Origin of the sequence: Pigmentiphaga litoralis, from assembly GCF_014651835.1 — a bacterium.
Lineage (GTDB): Bacteria > Pseudomonadota > Gammaproteobacteria > Burkholderiales > Burkholderiaceae_B > Pigmentiphaga > Pigmentiphaga litoralis.
Genome location: NZ_BMXQ01000001.1, coordinates 1,067,821 through 1,086,360, shown reverse-complemented (window position 1 = coordinate 1,086,360; position 18,540 = coordinate 1,067,821). Strand labels below are relative to the sequence as shown.

Genomic DNA, 18,540 nt, shown 5'->3' with positions numbered 1-18,540 from the left:
TTCCGATGTGTTTGATCCCAACGAAGACTTCGACGCGCCTGCGGGCGCTGTCGCTGTCGCCGACGATTCCCGCACACTGACCAAAGCCGAACTCGCCGACCTGTTGTTCGAGCGGGTCGGCCTCAACAAACGTGAAGCCAAAGACATGGTGGAAACGTTCTTTGAGGAAATTCGCGACGCCCTCGAGCGTGGCGACATGGTCAAGCTGTCGGGCTTCGGCAACTTCCAGGTTCGGAACAAACCGCAGCGCCCCGGACGCAATCCCAAAACGGGCGAAGCCATTCCTATCGCGGCACGCCGCGTCGTCACGTTCCACGCCAGCCAGAAGCTGAAAAGCATGGTTGAGCAAGTCGCTCTGCGCGAGCAGAGCCAGTCCTGAGAGGTACTATGGCGCGCATTGAAACGCCGGTCGTTCTCCCTCCCATCCCCGCCAAGCGATACTTCACCATCGGTGAAGTCAGCGACCTCTGCGGCGTCAAGCCGCACGTGCTGCGCTACTGGGAGCAGGAGTTCACGCAACTCAAACCCATCAAACGTCGCGGCAACCGCCGCTACTACCAGCACCATGAAGTGCTGCTGATCCGCCGCATTCGCGAGCTGCTGTATGAAGAAGGCTTTACGATCAGCGGCGCCCGCAATCGCCTTGATGACTCCCGCGCCAATGAGCGTGAAGACGAGCCCGTCGAGGTCACGTACGCGATCACTGAAGGTGATCTGCTTGCGATCCGCGCCGAACTGGCCGATATTTCACAAATGCTGGGCAGCGCGTTGAAGTAATCAGAAATCCTGCTATAATCTTTTTCTGTTCGGAGCGTAGCGCAGCCTGGTAGCGCACTTGCATGGGGTGCAAGGGGTCGCGAGTTCGAATCCCGCCGTTCCGACCATTTAATTTGCAGTATGTAGTAATGAAAGCCCGCTGGTTTATTCCGGCGGGCTTTTTGTTTTGTGTTTGTCTGGATTCATTATGGCAACGCGCCTGCGTTTTGATTCTGGATCGCAGCGCTTGGCGGTTCAATGTAAACGGGCGATTGACCATAAACGGGCGATTGACCATAAATGGGCGATTCAACATACCCGATTCAAATTAAACACAGCGCACGCTGGCTTGATTACGAATGCAGCAATCTCTTGGTATTCTCACGCCTGGAGGAAGGGGGTCATCATCATGGAAAACCGGCAACTCAACGCGCTGCGCACCTGGGCAAGTTCGTCGCATCAATACTTTGAGGCCTTCAGCAAGGCACGCGAAGCGGGCTTTGACGCGGCGTCGTGCATGGCCTATCGCGACGCAGCCAGACAGGTGGAGTCGGCCAAGCAGGAACTGGACGCCATTGTGGCCTTGCTGGAGCAGCACGCGTCTTGATTCGGCGGGCGCGCGACCGAGCGCATTGGCCCGCGCGGTCAGTGAATATTGGTCCGCTCGTGGGCTCACTTTCACAACAAGCGAGTCGCCTGCCGTCAGTTTGGCGACAGCGATGTATGTGTTATCGCGCACCTGTTAGCGCGGCGTTTCAAGCTGACGGTTTTCGGCTCTGCGGTAATGAAACCACCACCAACCCCCCGCGCGCAGGGGTGGCGATATGCGTGGGAATGAAGTGCAGCGTCCCCAGGATCAGGGACCGCGGGGCAACCGTCCGCCGCCACCGCGCTGGAACAAGCGCGACCAGCTGCCGGTGGACTATCGCAGCAAGCAGTACGTGATCGACGACTGGAAGAGCTTCAAGCTATCGGCGCCGCCCCGTGAGCATCGCTGGGTAGGTGTGGGAGCAGACTTCTATCTGGTCAACGCATCGAACGGCCGTATCCAGGACATGATGGGCGGCCGCTGAACGACCGCGTCAGGGAACGCTCAGCAGCATACCGCCGGTGCAAGCCGGCGGTTTTTTATGCCGCTGCGGCGTCTTCTGGCGCGCAACGCGCAACAACACCCTGCAACACGTAACGAACTTGTCATGGTTCATCTTTGCCGATAAGAGACGGCTGCGGGTGCGAGGCCCTGCAAGCGCGCGCTTGCCGCCGTTGAATGGGCGCATGCAGACAAGCACATTGGTCATCGTTGGATACGAGCGGTGACTTGTGCCGGGCAAGGGCCGGCCGAATAATCATTGCTCGATTCAACGAATTCTATTTTTTTCGCACAAGGAGCACGAGATGAGCGCAGATGCAACGGCAGGAAAGGCCAAGGACGCAGTATCGGCAGGTGCAGATTCCGTCGAAGGTGCGATCAACGACGCAGCCAGCAAGGCTACGGAAGTGACCCGCAAGGCGAAAGAGACCGCATCGGAACTGATCGACGAACATCGTGATGCCGTGGCTGAAGCACTGCAGAGCGCAACGGAGACCATCCGCGCACGCCCGATCACGTCGGTCGCCGTGGTGGCGGCAGTTGCCTACCTGTGGGGCAAGCTGTCGTAATCGACAGGCTCAACGAAGTGCCCTGTTGGCGCATGGCTTAAGGTCGTCAGGCCAGCCAGCCCTCCGGGACTTCGTGAACAAGAAAGCCGCGCCGGCGCAAGCCGACCGCGGCTTTTTTGCGTCTCGCGTTTTCTGCTGAATTTCTCCACAGGTGTAATCCCAGGGTTTCATCCTGGCGATTTCGAGGCGTCCGGTTACATACGGTGCGCCGCGCCGCCATGGCTGGGGTGTAATCGGGGTGCTCGACCGTGGGACGTGAGGGGTGCAGCTAGCACTTCCGTGATCCGGCGGTCCTTTCCCTAGGAGGGGTCTCATGAAACACCGCATCATTAGCAGCTTGCTGGCCAGCACCTTGCTGGTGGCTTCGGTCGGCGTGTCGGCGCAAGGGCGCGGGAATGGTCCGGATCATCGCGGCGGTCCGCCGCAGGGCCACGGGCAGAAACATGACCGGGGCCCGCAAGGTCATCCGGGTGCGCGCGGCGGCCCCGACCGGGACTGGAACGGCAGGCATTCGGACTATCGCGGTCCCGCCCCACGTCACTGGAACCGGGGAGAGCGCCTGCCGTATGACTATCGGACGCGTCAGTACTACGTCAACGACTGGCGTGCGCACCGCCTGCCGCCGCCACAGCGCGGCCAGCAATGGGTGGCCGTTGGCGCCGATTACTTCCTGATCGGCCTGGCGACCGGTGTGATCGCCGCGACGATTTTCGGACGCTAACAAACGGATCAACGGCGGATCGGCGCATGCGGCCAACGGACTGCCGCATGCATCGGTAGCGGTCGACAAGACGTGCCAAGAGCGCGGCGTTGAAAGACGCCGCGCTTTTTTTCGTCCATGAAGACGGGCACCGACAGTCCGCGTGACTTCCTGGAGCGCGCGGCTGACACGCCGCGCTGCCATGCGGGAAACATTCGAAACGCTGGCGCGCGAGGCGGATGCCTTCATCACGTTGGGGGCGACGGGTGCTGCGCCAAAAGGCATTCAGAGGCATCGCCAACTACGTGCGGACGCGGTAAACGCCGCCGCCCTGGCATTTGCGCAACACCATCATGTCGCAGCACGCAGCCGCCGCCACAACGTGGTGCTGCTGATTCCCAGCACCCGGCAGGCCGCGGCGCGGTCGCCGTTGCAGTCGGCAAGCACCCGATGGATATGTGCGACCTGACTGTGGCGGGAGACCTGCGCAAGCGCGGCGCTGCCGACGCCGTTGCCGCAGGGGTAGGTTGCCGGGGGCGTGCTGGTTGCAAGCGCCACGGAAGCTGACCCGAAAATCTCTGGAATCGCCTGACGCAACGCTTCCTGGCCCGAGCCGTCTCGCGCAGCGGCAGGGCCATCGCCTGCACCCAGCACCGCGACGCGCTCCAGCACATTCTCCAGTTCCCGCACATTGCCCGGCCAGGAGTAGGTCATCAAGGCGGCGTGGACCCACTCCGGCAGCCGCTGCGCCGGCACGTTCAGCCGGCCCAGGATGCGCTCGTACAGGACATCCGCGATGACAGGAACGTCTTGCATCCGATCACGCAGCGGCGCCACATCGATCCGCAGTATGTTGAGCCGAAACAGCAGGTCCTCGCGGAACAGGCCCTCGGCCACCCTCGCCGGCAGATCCCGATGGGTCGCGGCCACGACACGGACGTTGACCGGCACCGGATCCAGCCCGCCTATCGGCAGGACCTGGCGTTCCTGCAGCACGCGCAGCAGCCGGACCTGCAGGGCAGGGGACATGTCGCCGATTTCATCCAGGAACAGGGTGCCGTTGTGGGCGGCTTCGATCAGGCCGACCTTGCCACCGCGGCTCGCGCCGCTGAAGGCGCCTTCCTGGTAGCCGAACAGCTCGCTTTCCAGCAGCGGTTCCGGAAACGCCGCGCAGTTGACGGCAACGAAGGGAAAAGCGTGCCGGGGACTGGCGTGATGCATCCCCTGAGCGATCACTTCCTTGCCGGTGCCGCTGTCGCCGCGGATCAACACGGTCGAATCGACCTGCGCATAGCGCCGGGCCAGCGTGCGCACGGCAGCGATGGACGGCGAGTCGCCCAGCAGATCGTCGAGCGTGTAGCGGGTCGCGGTGCCGCGCGGCCGGTTCCGTGACCGCAGGTTGCGGTCGACGCGCTGGATGGCTTGCGCAGCGTCGATCGCGTCGATCATGGCAGCGCGCACCGAGTTTCCCGAGTACAGAAAAACGCCGGTCATGCCGGCCTTGTCGGCCAGGTCAGTCACCAGGCCAGGGCCGACTACCACTTCCGTCCCCGCCGTCTTCAAGGACAGGACCAGCGTGGAGGCGTCATAGCCGGTCAGGTAGGTGTGCAGCGGAATGTCCAGGTCGAAGGCGCGGCAGAAGTCGGCCAGTTCGGCATAGACCGAGGCATGCGTGACCAGGGCAATACGCGGGGACACCCGGCGCGCGGTTGCGAGCGCGCTCAGGACATCGAACCCGGTGACCCTGACCAGAATGACCGGCACGGACACGTGCTGTCGCAGGTAGGCGCCATTGGCGCCGCCCGAAACTACTGCATCGACCCGCCGCTCGCGCGCCGCGGCTTCGACGGCGACAGCCGCCGCCTCAAAGCCTTTTTCGATGATGCGGATGTCTGCGCGGTCGGCAAAGCCCGGCACGATCTCGGCAAAGGCGCCGGAAAGGCGGCTGATGCCGGCAGCCCAGATGATGGGGCGGGGCGAGGTGATGGCGACCATGTGAGCTGGATGGCGTTGGACGGGGGGATGAGGGAAATGGCAAGGACGGCATGCGGGAATAGCAACCGCCCGTCGCGCGGCGGACGCCGACGGCGTCAGGACTGCAAGCCGGTAGAGCCCGCTGCCCTCCAATGATATCCCAGCAATGAAATCCGGATTTCAACTATGCAATGCAAATTTCCGGCGCGGCACGAGTGGCAACCCAGCAAGTCCTTTCATCCGCAGCATCAACCCCCGCACCGACGTCGCAACTTGCACACCGCCTTCGATTGGCACACCCTTTGCATGGAGATACCCGACCGCCGGCTTACCGGCCCCCATTTAACAAGGACGATCATGAGCCTGACTCCCTCCGCCGGCGCGCGTTTCCGCCAGGCCCTCAAAGACGAAGCCCCCCTGCAGGTGGTGGGCACCATCAACGCCAACCATGCCCTGCTGGCCACGCGCGCGGGCTTCAAGGCCATCTACCTGTCGGGTGGCGGCGTGGCCGCGGGATCGCTGGGGATGCCCGACCTGGGCATCAACACGCTGGATGACGTGCTGATCGACATCCGCCGCATTACCGACGTGTGCGACACGCCGCTGATGGTGGACATCGACACCGGCTTCGGACCCTCGGCATTCAATATTGGCCGCACGATCAAGTCCTTGATCAAGGCGGGCGCGGCGGCCTGCCACATTGAAGACCAGGCCGGTGCAAAGCGCTGCGGCCATCGACCCGGCAAGGAGATCGTATCCAGGCAGGAAATGGTGGACCGCGTGAAAGCCGCCGTGGACGCCAAGACCGATCCGGACTTTTTCCTGATCGCGCGCACCGACGCGATCGCGGTGGAAGGCATCGACGCCGCCATCGAACGGTCGCTGGCCTGCGTCGAGGCCGGGGCCGATGCCATCTTTGCGGAAGCGGCCTATGATCTCGACAGCTATCGCAAGTTCGTCGATGCGGTGAAGGTGCCCGTGCTGGCCAACATCACCGAGTTCGGGCAGACGCCGCTGTTCAGCGTGGACGAGCTGCGCAGCGCGGGCGTGGGCATGGTGCTGTATCCCTTGTCGGCCTTCCGCGCCATGAACAAGGCGGCCGAAAACGTCTTTACCGCAATCCGCCGCGACGGCCATCAAAAGGGCGTGCTCGACACCATGCAGACCCGCATGGAACTGTACGAAAGCATCGGCTACTTCGACTTCGAACGTAAGCTCGATGCGCTGTATGCGCAGAACAAGGACAAGGCGCCCCGCTGAGCGCCGCTCCCGCTGGACCCCCAACCGAACCAGGAGACCTGTCGATGAGTGCTGAAAAGATCCCTCTCAAACCGAAGAAGTCGGTGGCGCTGTCCGGCGTGGCCGCAGGCAACACGGCGCTGTGCTCCGTGGGGCAGACCGGCAACGACCTGCACTACCGGGGCTACGACATTCTGGATATTGCCGAGCAGTGCGAATTCGAAGAGATCGCCCATCTGCTGGTGCACGGCAAGCTGCCGACGCGTGCCGAGTTGACTGCCTACAAGGCGCGGCTCAAGGCTCTGCGCGGACTGCCGGCGCCATTGATGGCAGCACTGGAACAGATCCCGGCGGCCGCGCATCCGATGGACGTGATGCGTACCGGCGTGTCCGTGCTGGGCACCGTGCTGCCCGAAAAAGACGATCACAATATTCCGGGTGCGCGCGACATTGCCGACCGCCTGATGGCGTCGTTGGGCAGCATGCTGCTGTACTGGTATCACTACAGCCATAACGGCAAACGTATCGACGTCGAAACCGATGACGATTCGATTGGCGGGCATTTCCTGCACCTGCTGCATGGCGAAGCGCCCAGCGAGGCCTGGGTGCATGCGATGCATGTTTCCCTGAACCTGTATGCCGAACACGAATTCAATGCGTCGACCTTTGCGGCGCGCGTGGTGGCCGGCACGGGGTCGGACATGCACTCGGCGATCTGCGGGGGCATCGGCGCGCTGCGCGGACCCAAGCACGGGGGCGCCAACGAAGTCGCCTTCGAGGTGCAGAAGCGATACGCCAATCCGGACGAGGCCGAAGCCGATATCCGCCGCCGGGTCGACGCCAAGGAAGTCGTGATCGGCTTTGGCCATCCGGTCTACACGGTGAGCGATCCCCGCAACCAGGTCATCAAGGAAGTGGCGCGCAACCTGTCGAACGCCAGCGGTTCGACCCGCATGTTCGATATTGCCGAACGGCTGGAAACGGTCATGTGGGACGTCAAGAAGATGTTCCCGAACCTGGACTGGTTCAGCGCCGTCAGCTACCACATGATGGGCGTGCCGACCGCCATGTTCACGCCCCTGTTCGTGATTGCGCGGACCGCAGGGTGGAGCGCCCATGTGATCGAACAGCGCATCGACAACAAGATCATCCGGCCCAGCGCGAACTACACCGGTCCCGAGAACCTGGCGTTCGTGCCCATCGACGCGCGGACCTGACGCGCGCTGTAAAAGCTGCCGCGTCCTGCCCACGACCTTTCATTCGATCTCTTTCCATTCATCGAGCACCATGAGCCAACACATCTCCAACGTTCGCCCCGAACCCGATCAGGTCCTGACCGACATCGTCGACTATGTCCTGAACTACCGCATCGACAGCGAGCAGGCCTACGACACGGCGCGCAACTGCCTGATTGACACGCTGGGCTGCGGACTGGAAGCGCTGGAATACCCGGCCTGCACCAAATTGCTCGGACCCGTCGTGCCAGGCACGATGGTTCCAAACGGCGCGAAGGTGCCCGGCACGCAGTTCCAGCTCGATCCCATCCAGGCCGCGTTCAACATCGGCACGATGATCCGCTGGCTCGACTTCAACGATACCTGGCTGGCGGCGGAATGGGGCCATCCGTCGGACAACCTGGGCGGCATCCTGGCCACCGCCGACTGGCTCTCGCGCAACGCCATTGCCGACGGCAAGGCGCCGCTGACCATGAAGGACGTGCTGACCGCGATGATCAAGGCCCACGAGATCCAGGGCTGCATCGCACTGGAGAACTCGTTCAACAAGGTCGGCCTGGATCACGTGGTGCTGGTCAAGGTCGCGTCCACCGCGGTGGTGGCGCAGATGCTCGGCCTGACGCGCGACGAAATCATCAATGCGGTGTCGCTGGCATGGGTGGACGGCCAATCGCTGCGCACCTACCGCCACTCGCCCAATACCGGCTCGCGCAAGAGCTGGGCGGCGGGCGATGCCACCAGCCGCGCGGTACGCCTGGCCCTGATCGCCAAGACTGGCGAGATGGGTTACCCCTCGGTGCTGACCGCGCCCACCTGGGGTTTCTATGACGTGCTGTTCAAGGGCAAGCCGTTTGCCTTCCAGCGCGCGTACGGCAGCTATGTGATGGAAAACGTGCTGTTCAAGATTTCCTTTCCGGCCGAATTCCATTCTCAAACGGCAGTCGAGGCGGCCGTGACCCTGCATGGTCAGCTGATGGCGACAGGCCGCACCGCGGCCGACATCCGCAAGGTCACGATCCGCACGCATGAAGCGTGCATCCGCATCATCGACAAGACCGGTCCGTTGAACAACCCTGCGGATCGCGACCATTGCATCCAGTACATGGTGGCCGTGCCCCTGCTGTTCGGCAGTCTGACCGCCGAACACTATGAAGACAAGGTCGCGGCGGATCCGCGGATCGATGAGCTGCGCAGCAAGATCGTGTGCGTGGAAGACCCGCGCTTTACCGCCGACTATCACGATCCCGAAAAGCGTTCGATCGCCAATGCGTTGACCGTGGAGTTCCACGACGGCACGTCGCTGGCCGAAATCGAAGTCGAGTACCCGATCGGCCATGGTCGCCGCCGTCACGACGGCATCCCGCTGCTGGTCGAGAAGTTCAAGACCAATCTGGCGCGCCGATTTCCGCCCAAGCAGCAGCACGCGATTCTGGACGTCTCGCTGGATCAGGCCAGGCTTGAAGCGATGCCTGTGCATGAGTATGTGAATTTGTACGTGATCTGAGGATCCTGCGCGACAGTGGCGCGCGTGGCCATGCCGCGCGACGCCGCGGCAAACGGCGATGTGGTGCCTTCCAGCAAGGCCGCATCGCCGTTTTGCCTTGCTCATCCGTGGTATCGGTTGCGCATAGATCCTTACATGCTGTAGCGCGGTTATGGCAGAGCAGGAGCGTAGGATGAGCTGCATCACAGGCGCGTCGCTTGTGACCCTCGCCAAAGCCGCTGTGCTTTGAGAACTGGACGCCCAATGACTGGGTGTGTCGACATCTGTCGCGGCAACGACCGCAGACAGGGATGGTCGATGCCGTCCAGTGCGGCAAATTCCGGTTTCGCCGCAAACCGCCCCTGGGGCGTACACGTGCCGATGCGAGGTCCTTCCGCAAGGAGGGCACCACGGGTTCGTTTGCGCACCACTGACCCGTGAGGAACACCCGTGGCCACTACCAAAAAACCTGTAGCACCCGCTCCCAAGTCCGATCCAAACAAAGCCGCTGCCAAGGCATCGGCCCGCACGACATCGACGGGTCCGTCGCACGGATCGACCGCGCCTGGCGACCTGCCGGCCGAGCACATGCAGCTCGTGAACGAGCTGTCGGCATCGATGCGCTACAACGTCAACAAAGCCGCGGAACATGGCCGTGACAACGCCGTGTCGCCGCCGCAGGGCATGACCAGCGAACCGGCATCGCCGATCGTTACCGGCAGCACCCTGAGCGAGACCAATGCGTCCGCGAAGGTTGGCAGCGGCGTGCCACCGATTGGCACCAATGCCACGATCCAGTCGCTGGACCGCGTTCGCGCCGATGCCACCGGCCAGGTGCTTACGACCAACCAGGGCGTGCAGATCGGTGACAACCAGAATTCGCTGAAGGCCGGTCTGCGCGGCCCGACGCTCATGGAAGATTTCATCCTCCGTGAAAAGATCACCCACTTTGACCATGAACGCATTCCTGAACGCATCGTGCACGCACGCGGTTCGGCTGCGCACGGCTACTTCGAAGCGTACAAGCCGCTGACCGAATACACGCGCGCCGCCCCGTTCAAGGAAGCCGGCAAGATCACGCCTGTGTTCGTGCGCTTTTCGACCGTGGCGGGCGAACGTGGGTCGACCGACACCGCCCGCGACGTGCGCGGCTTTGCGGTCAAGTTCTATACCGACGAAGGCAACTGGGACCTGGTGGGCAACAACATCCCGGTCTTCTTCATTCAAGACGCAATGAAGTTCCCGGACCTGGTGCATGCGGTCAAGCCCGAACCCAACAATGCGATCCCCCAGGCTGCGTCGGCACACGACACGTTCTGGGACTTTGCCTCGCTGATGCCCGAATCGACCCACATGCTGATGTGGGCCATGTCGGACCGCGCGCTGCCACGCAGCTACCGGATGATGCAGGGCTTTGGCGTGCACTCGTTCCGCCTGGTGAACGAAGCCGGTCAATCGGTCTTCTGCAAATTTCACTGGAAGCCGCTGCTCGGCACCCATTCGCTGGTGTGGGACGAAGCCGTCAAGATTTCGGGCGCCGATCCTGACTTCCACCGCCGCGACCTGTGGGAAGCGATCGAAGCCGGTGAATACCCCGAATGGGAACTGGGCCTGCAGATCTTTACCGAAGAACAGGCCGAGTCGTTCAGCTTCGACATCCTGGACTCGACCAAGCTGATTCCGGAAGAGCTGGTGCCGGTGATGCCGGTCGGCCGCATGGTGCTGAACCGCAACCCCGACAACTTCTTTGCTGAAACCGAGCAGGTCGCCTTCTGTACCGCTCACGTGGTGCCGGGCATCGACTTCAGTAACGACCCGCTGCTGGCCGGCCGGAACCACTCGTATGTCGACACGCAGATTTCCCGTCTGGGTGGCGCCAACTTCCACGAGATCCCGATCAACACGCCGATCGCACCGGTGGCCAACAACCAGCGTGACGGTCATCATCGCCAGACGATCAACCGTGGCCGCGTGGCTTACGAGCCGAACTCGCTGGGCGGGGGTTGCCCCTTCCAGGCCGGCATGAAGGGCTTCGTGTCCTTCCCCGAGCCTATCCATGAAGACAAGGTGCGCGGCAAGCCCGAGAAGTTTGCCGATCACTATACGCAGGCCACGCTGTTCTTCAACAGCCAGACCGCGGCCGAAAAGCAGCACATCATTGGCGGCTTCCGTTTCGAGCTGAGCAAGCTCACCGTGCCGGCCATTCGTGAACGGATGCTGTCGTCCTTGATGAACGTGTCGATGGAACTGGCGACCGAAGTGGCCGATGGTCTGGGCATGGAACTGCCCGAAGCGATGCCCAAGGCGCTGGAAATCGACGTCACGCCAGAAATCACGGTGTCGCCAGCGCTGTCGCTGACCGCGTTGCCGGGTGAAGGCGGCGTGCGCACGCGCAAGATTGCGATCCTGGTCGCCAATGGCGTGGAAGCCACCTCGGTCCAGGCCCTGCAAAGCGCCCTGGTCGACGCGGGCGCCGTGCCGCTGCTCGTGGCGCCGCGTCTGGGCAAGGTCACCGCGGCAGATGGCACCATCCTGGAAGCGCAGGCTTCGATGGAAAACACCCCGCCCGTGCTGTTCGACGCCATGGTCCTGCCGGATGGTGAAGACGCCGTCGCGCTGCTGGCCCGTATCGGCTACACCGACGAGTTCATCAAGAACCAGTACCGTCACTGCAAGACGATCCTGGTCCTGGGCGCGAGTGCCAAGCTGACGGAAAAGATGGGCATCAACCCGACGTTGCCGACTGGCGAGACCGATCCTGGTCTGCTGTTTGCCGATGCCTCGGGTATTGAGGCCGCGGCGCAGCAGTTCATTGACGCCGTGTCGCAGCACCGCCATCCGGCGCGCGACATGGATCCGCCGCTGATCTGAGCGGGCAGGTGAGGTAAGGGAGTGGTCCTTGCCCTGGTCTGACTGACCGGGGCGGGGCAGAAAAAAGAAAGGCCGGAACGTAGCGATACGTTCCGGCCTTTTTCATGCGCTGGCGGTGGCGCGAATCCGAATGCGAATGCGAAAGCCCCGAATCAGGGCAGGGTGCCCGAGATCAGGCGGCGGGCGCCGGTAAAGCGGCGCTTCCAGTAGGAATTGTGCATGTCGTCGACGCGGACTTCGGACCCGCGCGAAGGGGCATGCAGGAACTGGTTGCCGCCCAGGTAGATGCCAACATGTGAACCGGGATCACGGCGGGTGTTGAAGAACACCAGGTCGCCAGGCTTCATCTGGCTGCTGGCAACGGCCGTGCCGGTCTTGCGCTGCTGCTTGGCGATGCGGGGCAGGTCCATGCCCAGCGTCTGCTGGAAAACGAAACGGACGAGGCCGCTGCAGTCAAAGCCATCTTCAGGATTGTCGCCGCCCCACACGTACGGGGTGCCGATCCACGATTCGGCGGTCTGGACGACGCGCTCGCGGATCGAAAGGCGGGGCTCGGGATCTGCCTGGCGCTCGGTCACTGCATACGCAGGAGCGGCCATCAGGGCGGTCAGCAGGGCAATTGTTGCAGGAAGGCGAAACCGGACGGCGCGGAACAGGGCGCCGGAAAAAACGCGAACAACCATTGTGGAGGGTACCGTCAGAAGGGACAAAAACTCGCGGCTTACGAGGCGGTGACCAGACATGGCGCTGCAATCAGCGACAAGCCCGAGCGAATTCTAACAAAGTACCCGTGAAAAAATGTTACGGATCGCCGAAGTTACAGTTTTTTGGCGGGGGATGCCTGCGAATTGCTAGGAATTTGACGCAGAGGGTTTAAGAAGAACCCTTACAAATAGGCGGGATCGGGCTCATCCAGAATGTCGACGAAGCAGGTCGCAGAACCCCTCCGCAGCAGGGGTGAGCGGTAGATCCGGCCGCCTGATACACCCAATCGCGGGCGCTGGCAATACCTCTTGGATCTGGATTACCTGCAGCATTTCCTGTGCTAACGGAAAGTCGTTCCATTGCACGGGCAGGATGGCCAACAAGTCGCCATAGGCCACGGCCACCATGACCGACATGGCGGAATCCGCCTGCAGCATCACCCGCGGTGCGCCCATGCCGTAGCGGCTAAACAGCGCTTCCAGGTCTTCGGTGGCGTTGTAGTCGACGGATGTGGTTGCCCAGTCGGCCCCGGCCAGGTCGCGGATCGACGTCGCCGTCGACAGCGGGTGCCCTTTGCGGCCGACAATGGTGCGGGTGTTGTCGAACCACCGTTCTTCCAGCAAGCCCGGCGCCGGTGCGACACGTGGAGATGCGCCAACGTAGAAGTCGATGCTGCCATCGCGCAGGCCGGCCTCCATGGCGGGGTACAGGCCTTCGATGACCTTGAGCGTGACATTCGGGAATTGCCGCCGGAAGGCGGGCAGGGCCTGGGGCAACATGCCGACGTGCGGCATGATCGACAGGCCCACGACCACCGTGCCCTGCATGTCGCCACTGGTCTGTTCGATTTCTTCACGCGCCCGCCGCAATTCGTTCACCACCGCCTTGGCGCGTTGGTAGAACAACTGGCCTCGCGGTGTCAGGACCATGCCGCGGGCGTCGCGCTCGAACAAGGTGGTGCCCAGTTCATGTTCCAGTGCACGCACGCTGCGCGTGAGCGCGGGCTGGGCCAGGCCCAGGTAGCGCGCGGCCGCCCGCAGGCTGCCTTTGTCGGCGATCGCGACCATGTCGCGCAACTGGTTGAGCTTCATGATCGGACCATCCTGTGACGTGTGCTGGCAGCGCAGAGGGGGCGCACCGACCGTGTGCCGGGGGGATGCCAAAAGCGTATCGCTCTGACGATTTTGCCATCTATTTGCGATCGGGACCGCGTGACATAGTCCGCTCCAGACCGCGATCACGCGGCGCAGATCACCAGGAGACACGCCATGCCCCGCCTTGCCGGACTGTCCCGCTTTTGTTCCACGCTGCCTTGCCTGCCACGATCGACAGGCATGGCGAGCCTCTTGGCCGCGACGGCCATCGCTTTGAGCCCGACAGCGGTCGGGGCCCAGTCGGCCATGCCCGCGCCAGCGGCGCAGGCATGGCCAGCCAAGCCGGTGCGGCTGATCGTCCCCTTCCCGGTGGGCGCCGCCCCGGATGTGATCGCGCGGCTGGTGGGCGACAAACTGTCGATGGCCTGGGGCCAGGCTGTCGTGGTCGAAAACCGCGCGGGCGCCGGCGGCATTCCGGGCATGTCCACGCTGGTGCGTTCGCCTGCCGATGGCTACACGCTCGGCTTCGTCCCGGCCGCGGTGGCGACCCTGACGCCGCTGCTGTATCGGCAGCCGCAGTTCAGCATGGGCGACGTCGCGCCGGTCGCCATGGTCGGCACCAGCCCGATGATGGTCGTGGTGCCGTCGACGTCCAGCGTCCATACCTTGGGCGATCTGGTGGCGGCAGGCAAGGCGCAGCCCGGCAAGGTCAACTTTGCCGCCGCGCAGACGCATTCGGTGCCCCATCTGACCGGGGAGGTGCTGAGCCGGGCAACCGGCATGGGCCTGTTCGTCGTGCCGTATAGCGGATCGCCCGCGGCCATCACGGCGCTGCTCGGCGGGGATGCGGCCGTCACCATCGACGGGTTGCCCGCCCTGATGCAACACGTCAAGGCAGGCAAGTTCCGTCCGCTGGCGGTGACCTCGAGAGAGCGCCTGCCCGGCTTCGAGACCATCCCCACCGTGGCCGAAACCGTGCCCAACTTCGAGTCGATCGGCTGGTTCGGCATCTTTGCGCCGGCCGGGGTGCCCGCCGCGATCGTGGAACAGGTCAACCGCGACGTGAACCGGGTCGTGCAGTCGCCCGACATGGTCGCGCGGTTCGCCGAACTGGGCGTGTATCCGCAGGCCGGGTCCCCTGCGGACCTGGCGGCGTACCTGCGGGACCAGCAGGCGGTGTGGCGCAAGGTCGTGGCCGACCTGGGGCTTTCCGCGCAATAGCGCCTTTATCCACTTCCATTGCTTCGATCGCTTATGCGGTGCACGCGCCGTGGGCGTTCATTCGTCTTCACTCAGCAGAAAGGGCAGTCATGACAGACAGGAAAAAAGCGCTCGTCACGGGCGGCGCAACCGGAATCGGACGCAGCGCCGTCCTGGCGCTGGCACGCGCCGGCTACGACGTCGCGATCAACTATGCGTCGAGCGAGGCCGCTGCGCGCGCCACCGCCGAGGAGGCACGCGGCCTGGGCGCCGACACCATGCTGGTGCAATGCGACGTCAGCAACGAGGCCGCCGTGCGTGCCATGGTGGCGCAGGTAGGCGAACGGTTCGGCCATCTGGATGCGCTGATCAACAACGCCGGGACCACCGCCACCTGGAAGGTCAAGGATCTGGAAAGCCTGGACCTGGACGAATGGGACCGGACCTTCGCCGTCAATGTGCGCGGCTTGTTCCAGGTCACCCGGGCAGCGGTGCCGCTGCTGCGGCGGGGAACGGCGCCTGCCATCGTCAACACGGCGAGCATCGTCGGGCTGCGGCCCGGTCCGCAACCCTTGCCCTACGCCGCCAGCAAGGCGGCCGTGGTGAACCTGACCAAGACGCTGGCCTGGAACCTTGGACCCGACATTCGCGTGAACGCCGTGGCGCCCGGCTGGATGGAGGGCGACTGGATGGAACGCATGCTGGGTGACAAGTACGACGACCTGATGGGCAAGCGCGCCCGCGCCACGCCCCTGCGCCGCTGCGTGACGGCCGACGACGTCGCCGAGACGATGCTGAGCCTGCTGGAAGGGAACCGTTTCGTGACCGGGGAAATCGTCGTGATCGATGGCGGGTTCACCGCATCGACGTGACAGGTCCTGGCCGATCACAGCCGTTTGGACCGCACCGCCGAACGGGCCCGCCCATCGCCGATACCTGAACTTGCCCTGGGCGCAGTTTTCGCCTGATCACTTTCCACGGAGGCATTGCCATGCTGCCAGGATTCGTTCCCTTTGCCGACGCCGACGCCGCGCGCTACCGCGCCAAGGGCTATTGGCGCGACAAGTCGCTTGCCGAAGAATTTGCCACCGTCTTCGCCACCTTTGCAGACCGCATTGCACTGGTGGACGGTGATCGTCAGTACACCTACGCAGCGCTGGACCGCGCGTCGACCAATCTGGCGCTGAACCTGCTGGACCTGGGTCTGCAACCGCAGGACCGGGTCGTGCCAACGCTGCCCAATGTGGCCGAGTTCGTGATCCTCTACTTTGCATTGCAAAAGATCGGCGCGATACCGATCGCCGCGCTGGTCACGCATCGGTATGCCGAGATCAGCCAGTTCGTGCAGTTGTCCGGTGCAACGACGTGCGTGTATCCCGAAACGCAAGGCAGCTTTGCGTTTGCGCCCGTCATTGCGCGCGTGCAGGCCGAGCAGCCCACGCTGCGCTTTCGGATCGTGCTGGGCGCCGCCCGGGAAGGGGAAGTGGCCTTGCAGGAGCTGATCACGCGGCCCGCCACGCGACCGGCGGCCATGCTCGGTGCGCTGCATATCGACCCGGCCGATCCTTGCATCTTTCAACTATCGGGTGGCACGACCGGCATCCCCAAGTTGATCCCGCGCACGGGCAACGATTACGCCTACAACTCGCGCGCGGCGTCGGTGGTGGCGCAGGTGGAACGCGATTCGGTATTGCTGCTGGTGCTGCCCATTGCCCACAATCTGCCGCTGGCCTGCCCGGGCATCCAGGGCTTTCTGTTTGCGGGCGGCAAGGTGGTCGTGCACGGCAATACGAAGCCCGAAGAGATGTTCGCGCTGATCCAGCAGCACAAGGTCACGCACCTGAAGGTGGTGCCGGCACTGCTGATCCGGCTGATCAACGATCCTGCGATCGGGCGCTACGACCTGACGTCCTTGCGGCAGATCCAGAGCGGCGGGCAGCGCATGCAGCCCGAGGTGCGCCTGCGCACGCGCGAGCTGATCCCGAGCGCGTTCGTGCAGGAGAACTTTGGCATGTCCGAAGGCGTGCTGATGTTCGTGCGCTTTGACGATCCCGACGACGTGAAGCTGGAAACCTGCGGCCGCCCGGTCTGCGAGGACGACGAGATCCTGCTGCTGGATGATGAAGGACGCGAAGTGCCCCAGGGCGAAGTGGGCGAGCTGACTTGCCGCGGACCCTACACGCTGCGCGGCTACTACGGCGTGCCCGAGTACAACGCGCGGCAGTTCACGCCCGATGGCTTCTACCGGTCGGGCGACCTGATGCGGCAGCATCCTTCCGGCAATTACGTGGTGGAAGGCCGCAAGAAAGACCTGATCAACCGGGGCGGCGAAAAGATCAGCGCCGAAGAAATCGAGAACCTGATCCTGATGCATCCGTCGGTGCAGAACGTGGCGTGCGTGCCCATGCCTGATCCGGATCTGGGGGAACGCATGTGTGCGTTCGTGATCCTGAAGCGGGGCCGCGAACTGACCCTGAAGACCCTGGTGGACTTTCTGCTCACCAAGGAAATCGCCAAGTTCAAGCTGCCCGAACGGCTCGAGATCGTTGCCGACTTTCCCGTGTCCACCTTTGGCAAGGTGTCGAAAAAGGCGCTGGGCGAGCAGATCGCCGCGACGCTGGCGCAACCCGCCGCTACCTCCCAAGCCGCTTCCTGAATCCCTGACATCGAGACCCGCCATGAGAATCATCGACCTGCATTGCTATCCCGGCACCCCGACCTGGATCGACGCCCAGGGCCCTTACGTGGAGGCCTTGGCCACCTACTGGAAACGGCACTGGGTCGGCAAGACCGAAGAAGCCGTGATCGAAGAGTTCACCACCGCCGGGGTGGAAGCCTGCCTGGTCGCGCTGGATCTGGAGACCACCGTCGCCACGCCGCCATGCACCAACGACTACGTGCATGGCATGTGGAAGCGGCATCCGAAGCGGGTGATCCAGTGCTGGGGCACGCTGGATCCGTTCAAGGGCGAACTGGCGATCCGCGAAGCGCGGCACGCGATGCGCGAGCTGGGCTTTATCGGCTTTCACTTTCATCCGATCATGCAGCACTTTGCGGTCAACGACCGGCGCTTTTATCCGCTGTTCGAAGAACTGGCCCACCTGGGCGCCGCCGTGATGGTCGATGTGGGCACGACCGGCATGGGCGCCGGCATGCCGGGCGGCATGGGCGCGCGCATCCGCCATGCCCATCCGGAGGCGATCGACGAACTCGCAGCGGATTTTCCAACGTTGAAGATCGTGATGGCGCACCCCGGGTGGCCCTGGGTGGACGAGACGACGGCCGTGGCGCTGCACAAGGGCAATGTGTACTGGGAGATGTCGGGCTGGGCGCCCAAGCATTTTCCGGGCAACCTGAAGGTCGATATCCGCGGCCGTCTGCAGGACAAGATCATGTTTGGCAGCGACTACCCCAGCCTGCCGTACGAACGCATCCTGCGGGAATGGCAGGAGCTTGGGTACAAACAGGAGGTCATGGAAAAGATCTTCCATGGCAATGCAGAGCGCGTGCTGGGGCTGTAAGGCAAAGGCGGGCAAAGCATGGACCAGGACAAGGACGCGGGGGCCGCCAGCGGGCCGGGCCACAAGGCCGATGACGCGGACGTGCTGCGCCTTGCGCGCCCCG

Annotated in this window: 17 protein-coding genes and 1 tRNA gene; 15 read left to right on the top strand and 3 right to left on the bottom strand. The window is 63.6% G+C overall.

All coding sequences use genetic code 11. From position 1 onward, the window contains the following. Positions 1-7: 7 nt before the first annotated feature. The 7 genes from IE116_RS04765 to IE116_RS04735 all read left to right on the top strand — a co-directional run bounded on the left by IE116_RS04765 (position 8) and on the right by IE116_RS04735 (position 3,136). The gene (locus IE116_RS04765) at positions 8-379 is read left to right on the top strand and encodes an integration host factor subunit alpha (RefSeq protein ID WP_268249230.1); all 372 of its coding nucleotides are present in this window, start codon (positions 8-10) and stop codon (positions 377-379) included. Positions 380-387: 8 nt separating this feature from the next. After that, positions 388-777, top strand: coding sequence for a MerR family transcriptional regulator (locus IE116_RS04760; RefSeq protein ID WP_189610240.1), 390 nt, complete (start codon positions 388-390; stop codon positions 775-777). 30 nt (positions 778-807) lie between these two features. Further along, a tRNA-Pro gene (locus IE116_RS04755) sits at positions 808-884 on the top strand. 281 nt (positions 885-1,165) lie between these two features. Next, on the top strand, positions 1,166-1,363 hold the full coding sequence (locus IE116_RS04750; RefSeq protein ID WP_189610237.1) for a hypothetical protein: 198 nt from the start codon (positions 1,166-1,168) through the stop codon (positions 1,361-1,363). 217 nt (positions 1,364-1,580) lie between these two features. After that, positions 1,581-1,829: an RcnB family protein gene (locus IE116_RS04745; protein WP_189610235.1), complete on the top strand. Its 249-nt coding sequence runs from the start codon at positions 1,581-1,583 to the stop codon at positions 1,827-1,829. Between the two features lie 322 nt (positions 1,830-2,151). Then, entirely contained in the window at positions 2,152-2,415 is a 264-nt protein-coding gene (locus IE116_RS04740) for a hypothetical protein (protein ID WP_189610233.1), read from the top strand. 313 nt (positions 2,416-2,728) lie between these two features. Continuing rightward, complete coding sequence (locus tag IE116_RS04735; protein WP_189610231.1) at positions 2,729-3,136, top strand: RcnB family protein; 408 nt, start codon at positions 2,729-2,731, stop codon at positions 3,134-3,136. A 330-nt stretch (positions 3,137-3,466) separates the two neighbouring features. Here the strand turns inward: IE116_RS04735 and prpR are convergent, their stop codons facing one another. Next, positions 3,467-5,110, bottom strand: coding sequence for a propionate catabolism operon regulatory protein PrpR (prpR, locus tag IE116_RS04730; RefSeq protein WP_189610230.1), 1,644 nt, complete (start codon positions 5,108-5,110; stop codon positions 3,467-3,469). A 336-nt stretch (positions 5,111-5,446) separates the two neighbouring features. Between prpR and prpB the strand changes: the two genes are divergently transcribed. The 4 genes from prpB (at position 5,447) to IE116_RS04710 (ending at position 11,917) form a co-directional block, all read left to right on the top strand. Next, positions 5,447-6,349: a methylisocitrate lyase gene (prpB, locus tag IE116_RS04725; RefSeq protein WP_189610228.1), complete on the top strand. Its 903-nt coding sequence runs from the start codon at positions 5,447-5,449 to the stop codon at positions 6,347-6,349. Positions 6,350-6,393: 44 nt separating this feature from the next. After that, positions 6,394-7,545, top strand: coding sequence for a bifunctional 2-methylcitrate synthase/citrate synthase (prpC, locus tag IE116_RS04720; RefSeq protein ID WP_189610226.1), 1,152 nt, complete (start codon positions 6,394-6,396; stop codon positions 7,543-7,545). Positions 7,546-7,615: 70 nt separating this feature from the next. Beyond that, positions 7,616-9,067: a bifunctional 2-methylcitrate dehydratase/aconitate hydratase gene (locus IE116_RS04715; RefSeq protein ID WP_189610224.1), complete on the top strand. Its 1,452-nt coding sequence runs from the start codon at positions 7,616-7,618 to the stop codon at positions 9,065-9,067. Positions 9,068-9,496: 429 nt separating this feature from the next. Next, the gene (locus tag IE116_RS04710; RefSeq protein ID WP_229828001.1) at positions 9,497-11,917 is read left to right on the top strand and encodes a catalase; all 2,421 of its coding nucleotides are present in this window, start codon (positions 9,497-9,499) and stop codon (positions 11,915-11,917) included. A 152-nt stretch (positions 11,918-12,069) separates the two neighbouring features. Here IE116_RS04710 and IE116_RS04705 read toward each other — a convergent pair whose 3' ends face one another. Then, positions 12,070-12,516, bottom strand: coding sequence for a C40 family peptidase (locus IE116_RS04705; RefSeq protein ID WP_373303034.1), 447 nt, complete (start codon positions 12,514-12,516; stop codon positions 12,070-12,072). 309 nt (positions 12,517-12,825) lie between these two features. Further along, positions 12,826-13,713, bottom strand: coding sequence for a LysR substrate-binding domain-containing protein (locus IE116_RS04700; protein WP_189610220.1), 888 nt, complete (start codon positions 13,711-13,713; stop codon positions 12,826-12,828). A gap of 177 nt (positions 13,714-13,890) precedes the next feature. On the opposite strand from IE116_RS04700, the gene IE116_RS04695 reads away from it, so the two are divergent. The 4 genes from IE116_RS04695 (at position 13,891) to IE116_RS04680 (ending at position 18,437) form a co-directional block, all read left to right on the top strand. Beyond that, positions 13,891-14,937, top strand: coding sequence for a Bug family tripartite tricarboxylate transporter substrate binding protein (locus IE116_RS04695; RefSeq protein WP_189610218.1), 1,047 nt, complete (start codon positions 13,891-13,893; stop codon positions 14,935-14,937). 89 nt (positions 14,938-15,026) lie between these two features. Beyond that, positions 15,027-15,788: an SDR family NAD(P)-dependent oxidoreductase gene (locus IE116_RS04690; protein WP_189610216.1), complete on the top strand. Its 762-nt coding sequence runs from the start codon at positions 15,027-15,029 to the stop codon at positions 15,786-15,788. 119 nt (positions 15,789-15,907) lie between these two features. Continuing rightward, positions 15,908-17,572 (top strand): (2,3-dihydroxybenzoyl)adenylate synthase, encoded by a 1,665-nt coding sequence (locus tag IE116_RS04685; protein WP_189610214.1) that lies wholly within the window; start codon positions 15,908-15,910, stop codon positions 17,570-17,572. A gap of 22 nt (positions 17,573-17,594) precedes the next feature. After that, on the top strand, positions 17,595-18,437 hold the full coding sequence (locus IE116_RS04680; RefSeq protein ID WP_189610211.1) for an amidohydrolase family protein: 843 nt from the start codon (positions 17,595-17,597) through the stop codon (positions 18,435-18,437). The last annotated feature ends 103 nt before the right edge of the window (positions 18,438-18,540 follow it).

Coding starts and splice junctions, on each gene's coding strand:
- IE116_RS04760 (WP_189610240.1), top strand. CDS start 388: ATGGCGCGCATTGAAACGCCGGTCGTTCTCCCTCCCATCCCCGCCAAG.
- IE116_RS04750 (WP_189610237.1), top strand. CDS start 1,166: ATGGAAAACCGGCAACTCAACGCGCTGCGCACCTGGGCAAGTTCGTCG.
- IE116_RS04745 (WP_189610235.1), top strand. CDS start 1,581: ATGCGTGGGAATGAAGTGCAGCGTCCCCAGGATCAGGGACCGCGGGGC.
- IE116_RS04740 (WP_189610233.1), top strand. CDS start 2,152: ATGAGCGCAGATGCAACGGCAGGAAAGGCCAAGGACGCAGTATCGGCA.
- IE116_RS04735 (WP_189610231.1), top strand. CDS start 2,729: ATGAAACACCGCATCATTAGCAGCTTGCTGGCCAGCACCTTGCTGGTG.
- prpR (WP_189610230.1), bottom strand. CDS start 5,110: ATGGTCGCCATCACCTCGCCCCGCCCCATCATCTGGGCTGCCGGCATC.
- prpB (WP_189610228.1), top strand. CDS start 5,447: ATGAGCCTGACTCCCTCCGCCGGCGCGCGTTTCCGCCAGGCCCTCAAA.
- prpC (WP_189610226.1), top strand. CDS start 6,394: ATGAGTGCTGAAAAGATCCCTCTCAAACCGAAGAAGTCGGTGGCGCTG.
- IE116_RS04715 (WP_189610224.1), top strand. CDS start 7,616: ATGAGCCAACACATCTCCAACGTTCGCCCCGAACCCGATCAGGTCCTG.
- IE116_RS04705 (WP_373303034.1), bottom strand. CDS start 12,516: ATGGCCGCTCCTGCGTATGCAGTGACCGAGCGCCAGGCAGATCCCGAG.
- IE116_RS04700 (WP_189610220.1), bottom strand. CDS start 13,713: ATGAAGCTCAACCAGTTGCGCGACATGGTCGCGATCGCCGACAAAGGC.
- IE116_RS04695 (WP_189610218.1), top strand. CDS start 13,891: ATGCCCCGCCTTGCCGGACTGTCCCGCTTTTGTTCCACGCTGCCTTGC.
- IE116_RS04690 (WP_189610216.1), top strand. CDS start 15,027: ATGACAGACAGGAAAAAAGCGCTCGTCACGGGCGGCGCAACCGGAATC.
- IE116_RS04685 (WP_189610214.1), top strand. CDS start 15,908: ATGCTGCCAGGATTCGTTCCCTTTGCCGACGCCGACGCCGCGCGCTAC.
- IE116_RS04680 (WP_189610211.1), top strand. CDS start 17,595: ATGAGAATCATCGACCTGCATTGCTATCCCGGCACCCCGACCTGGATC.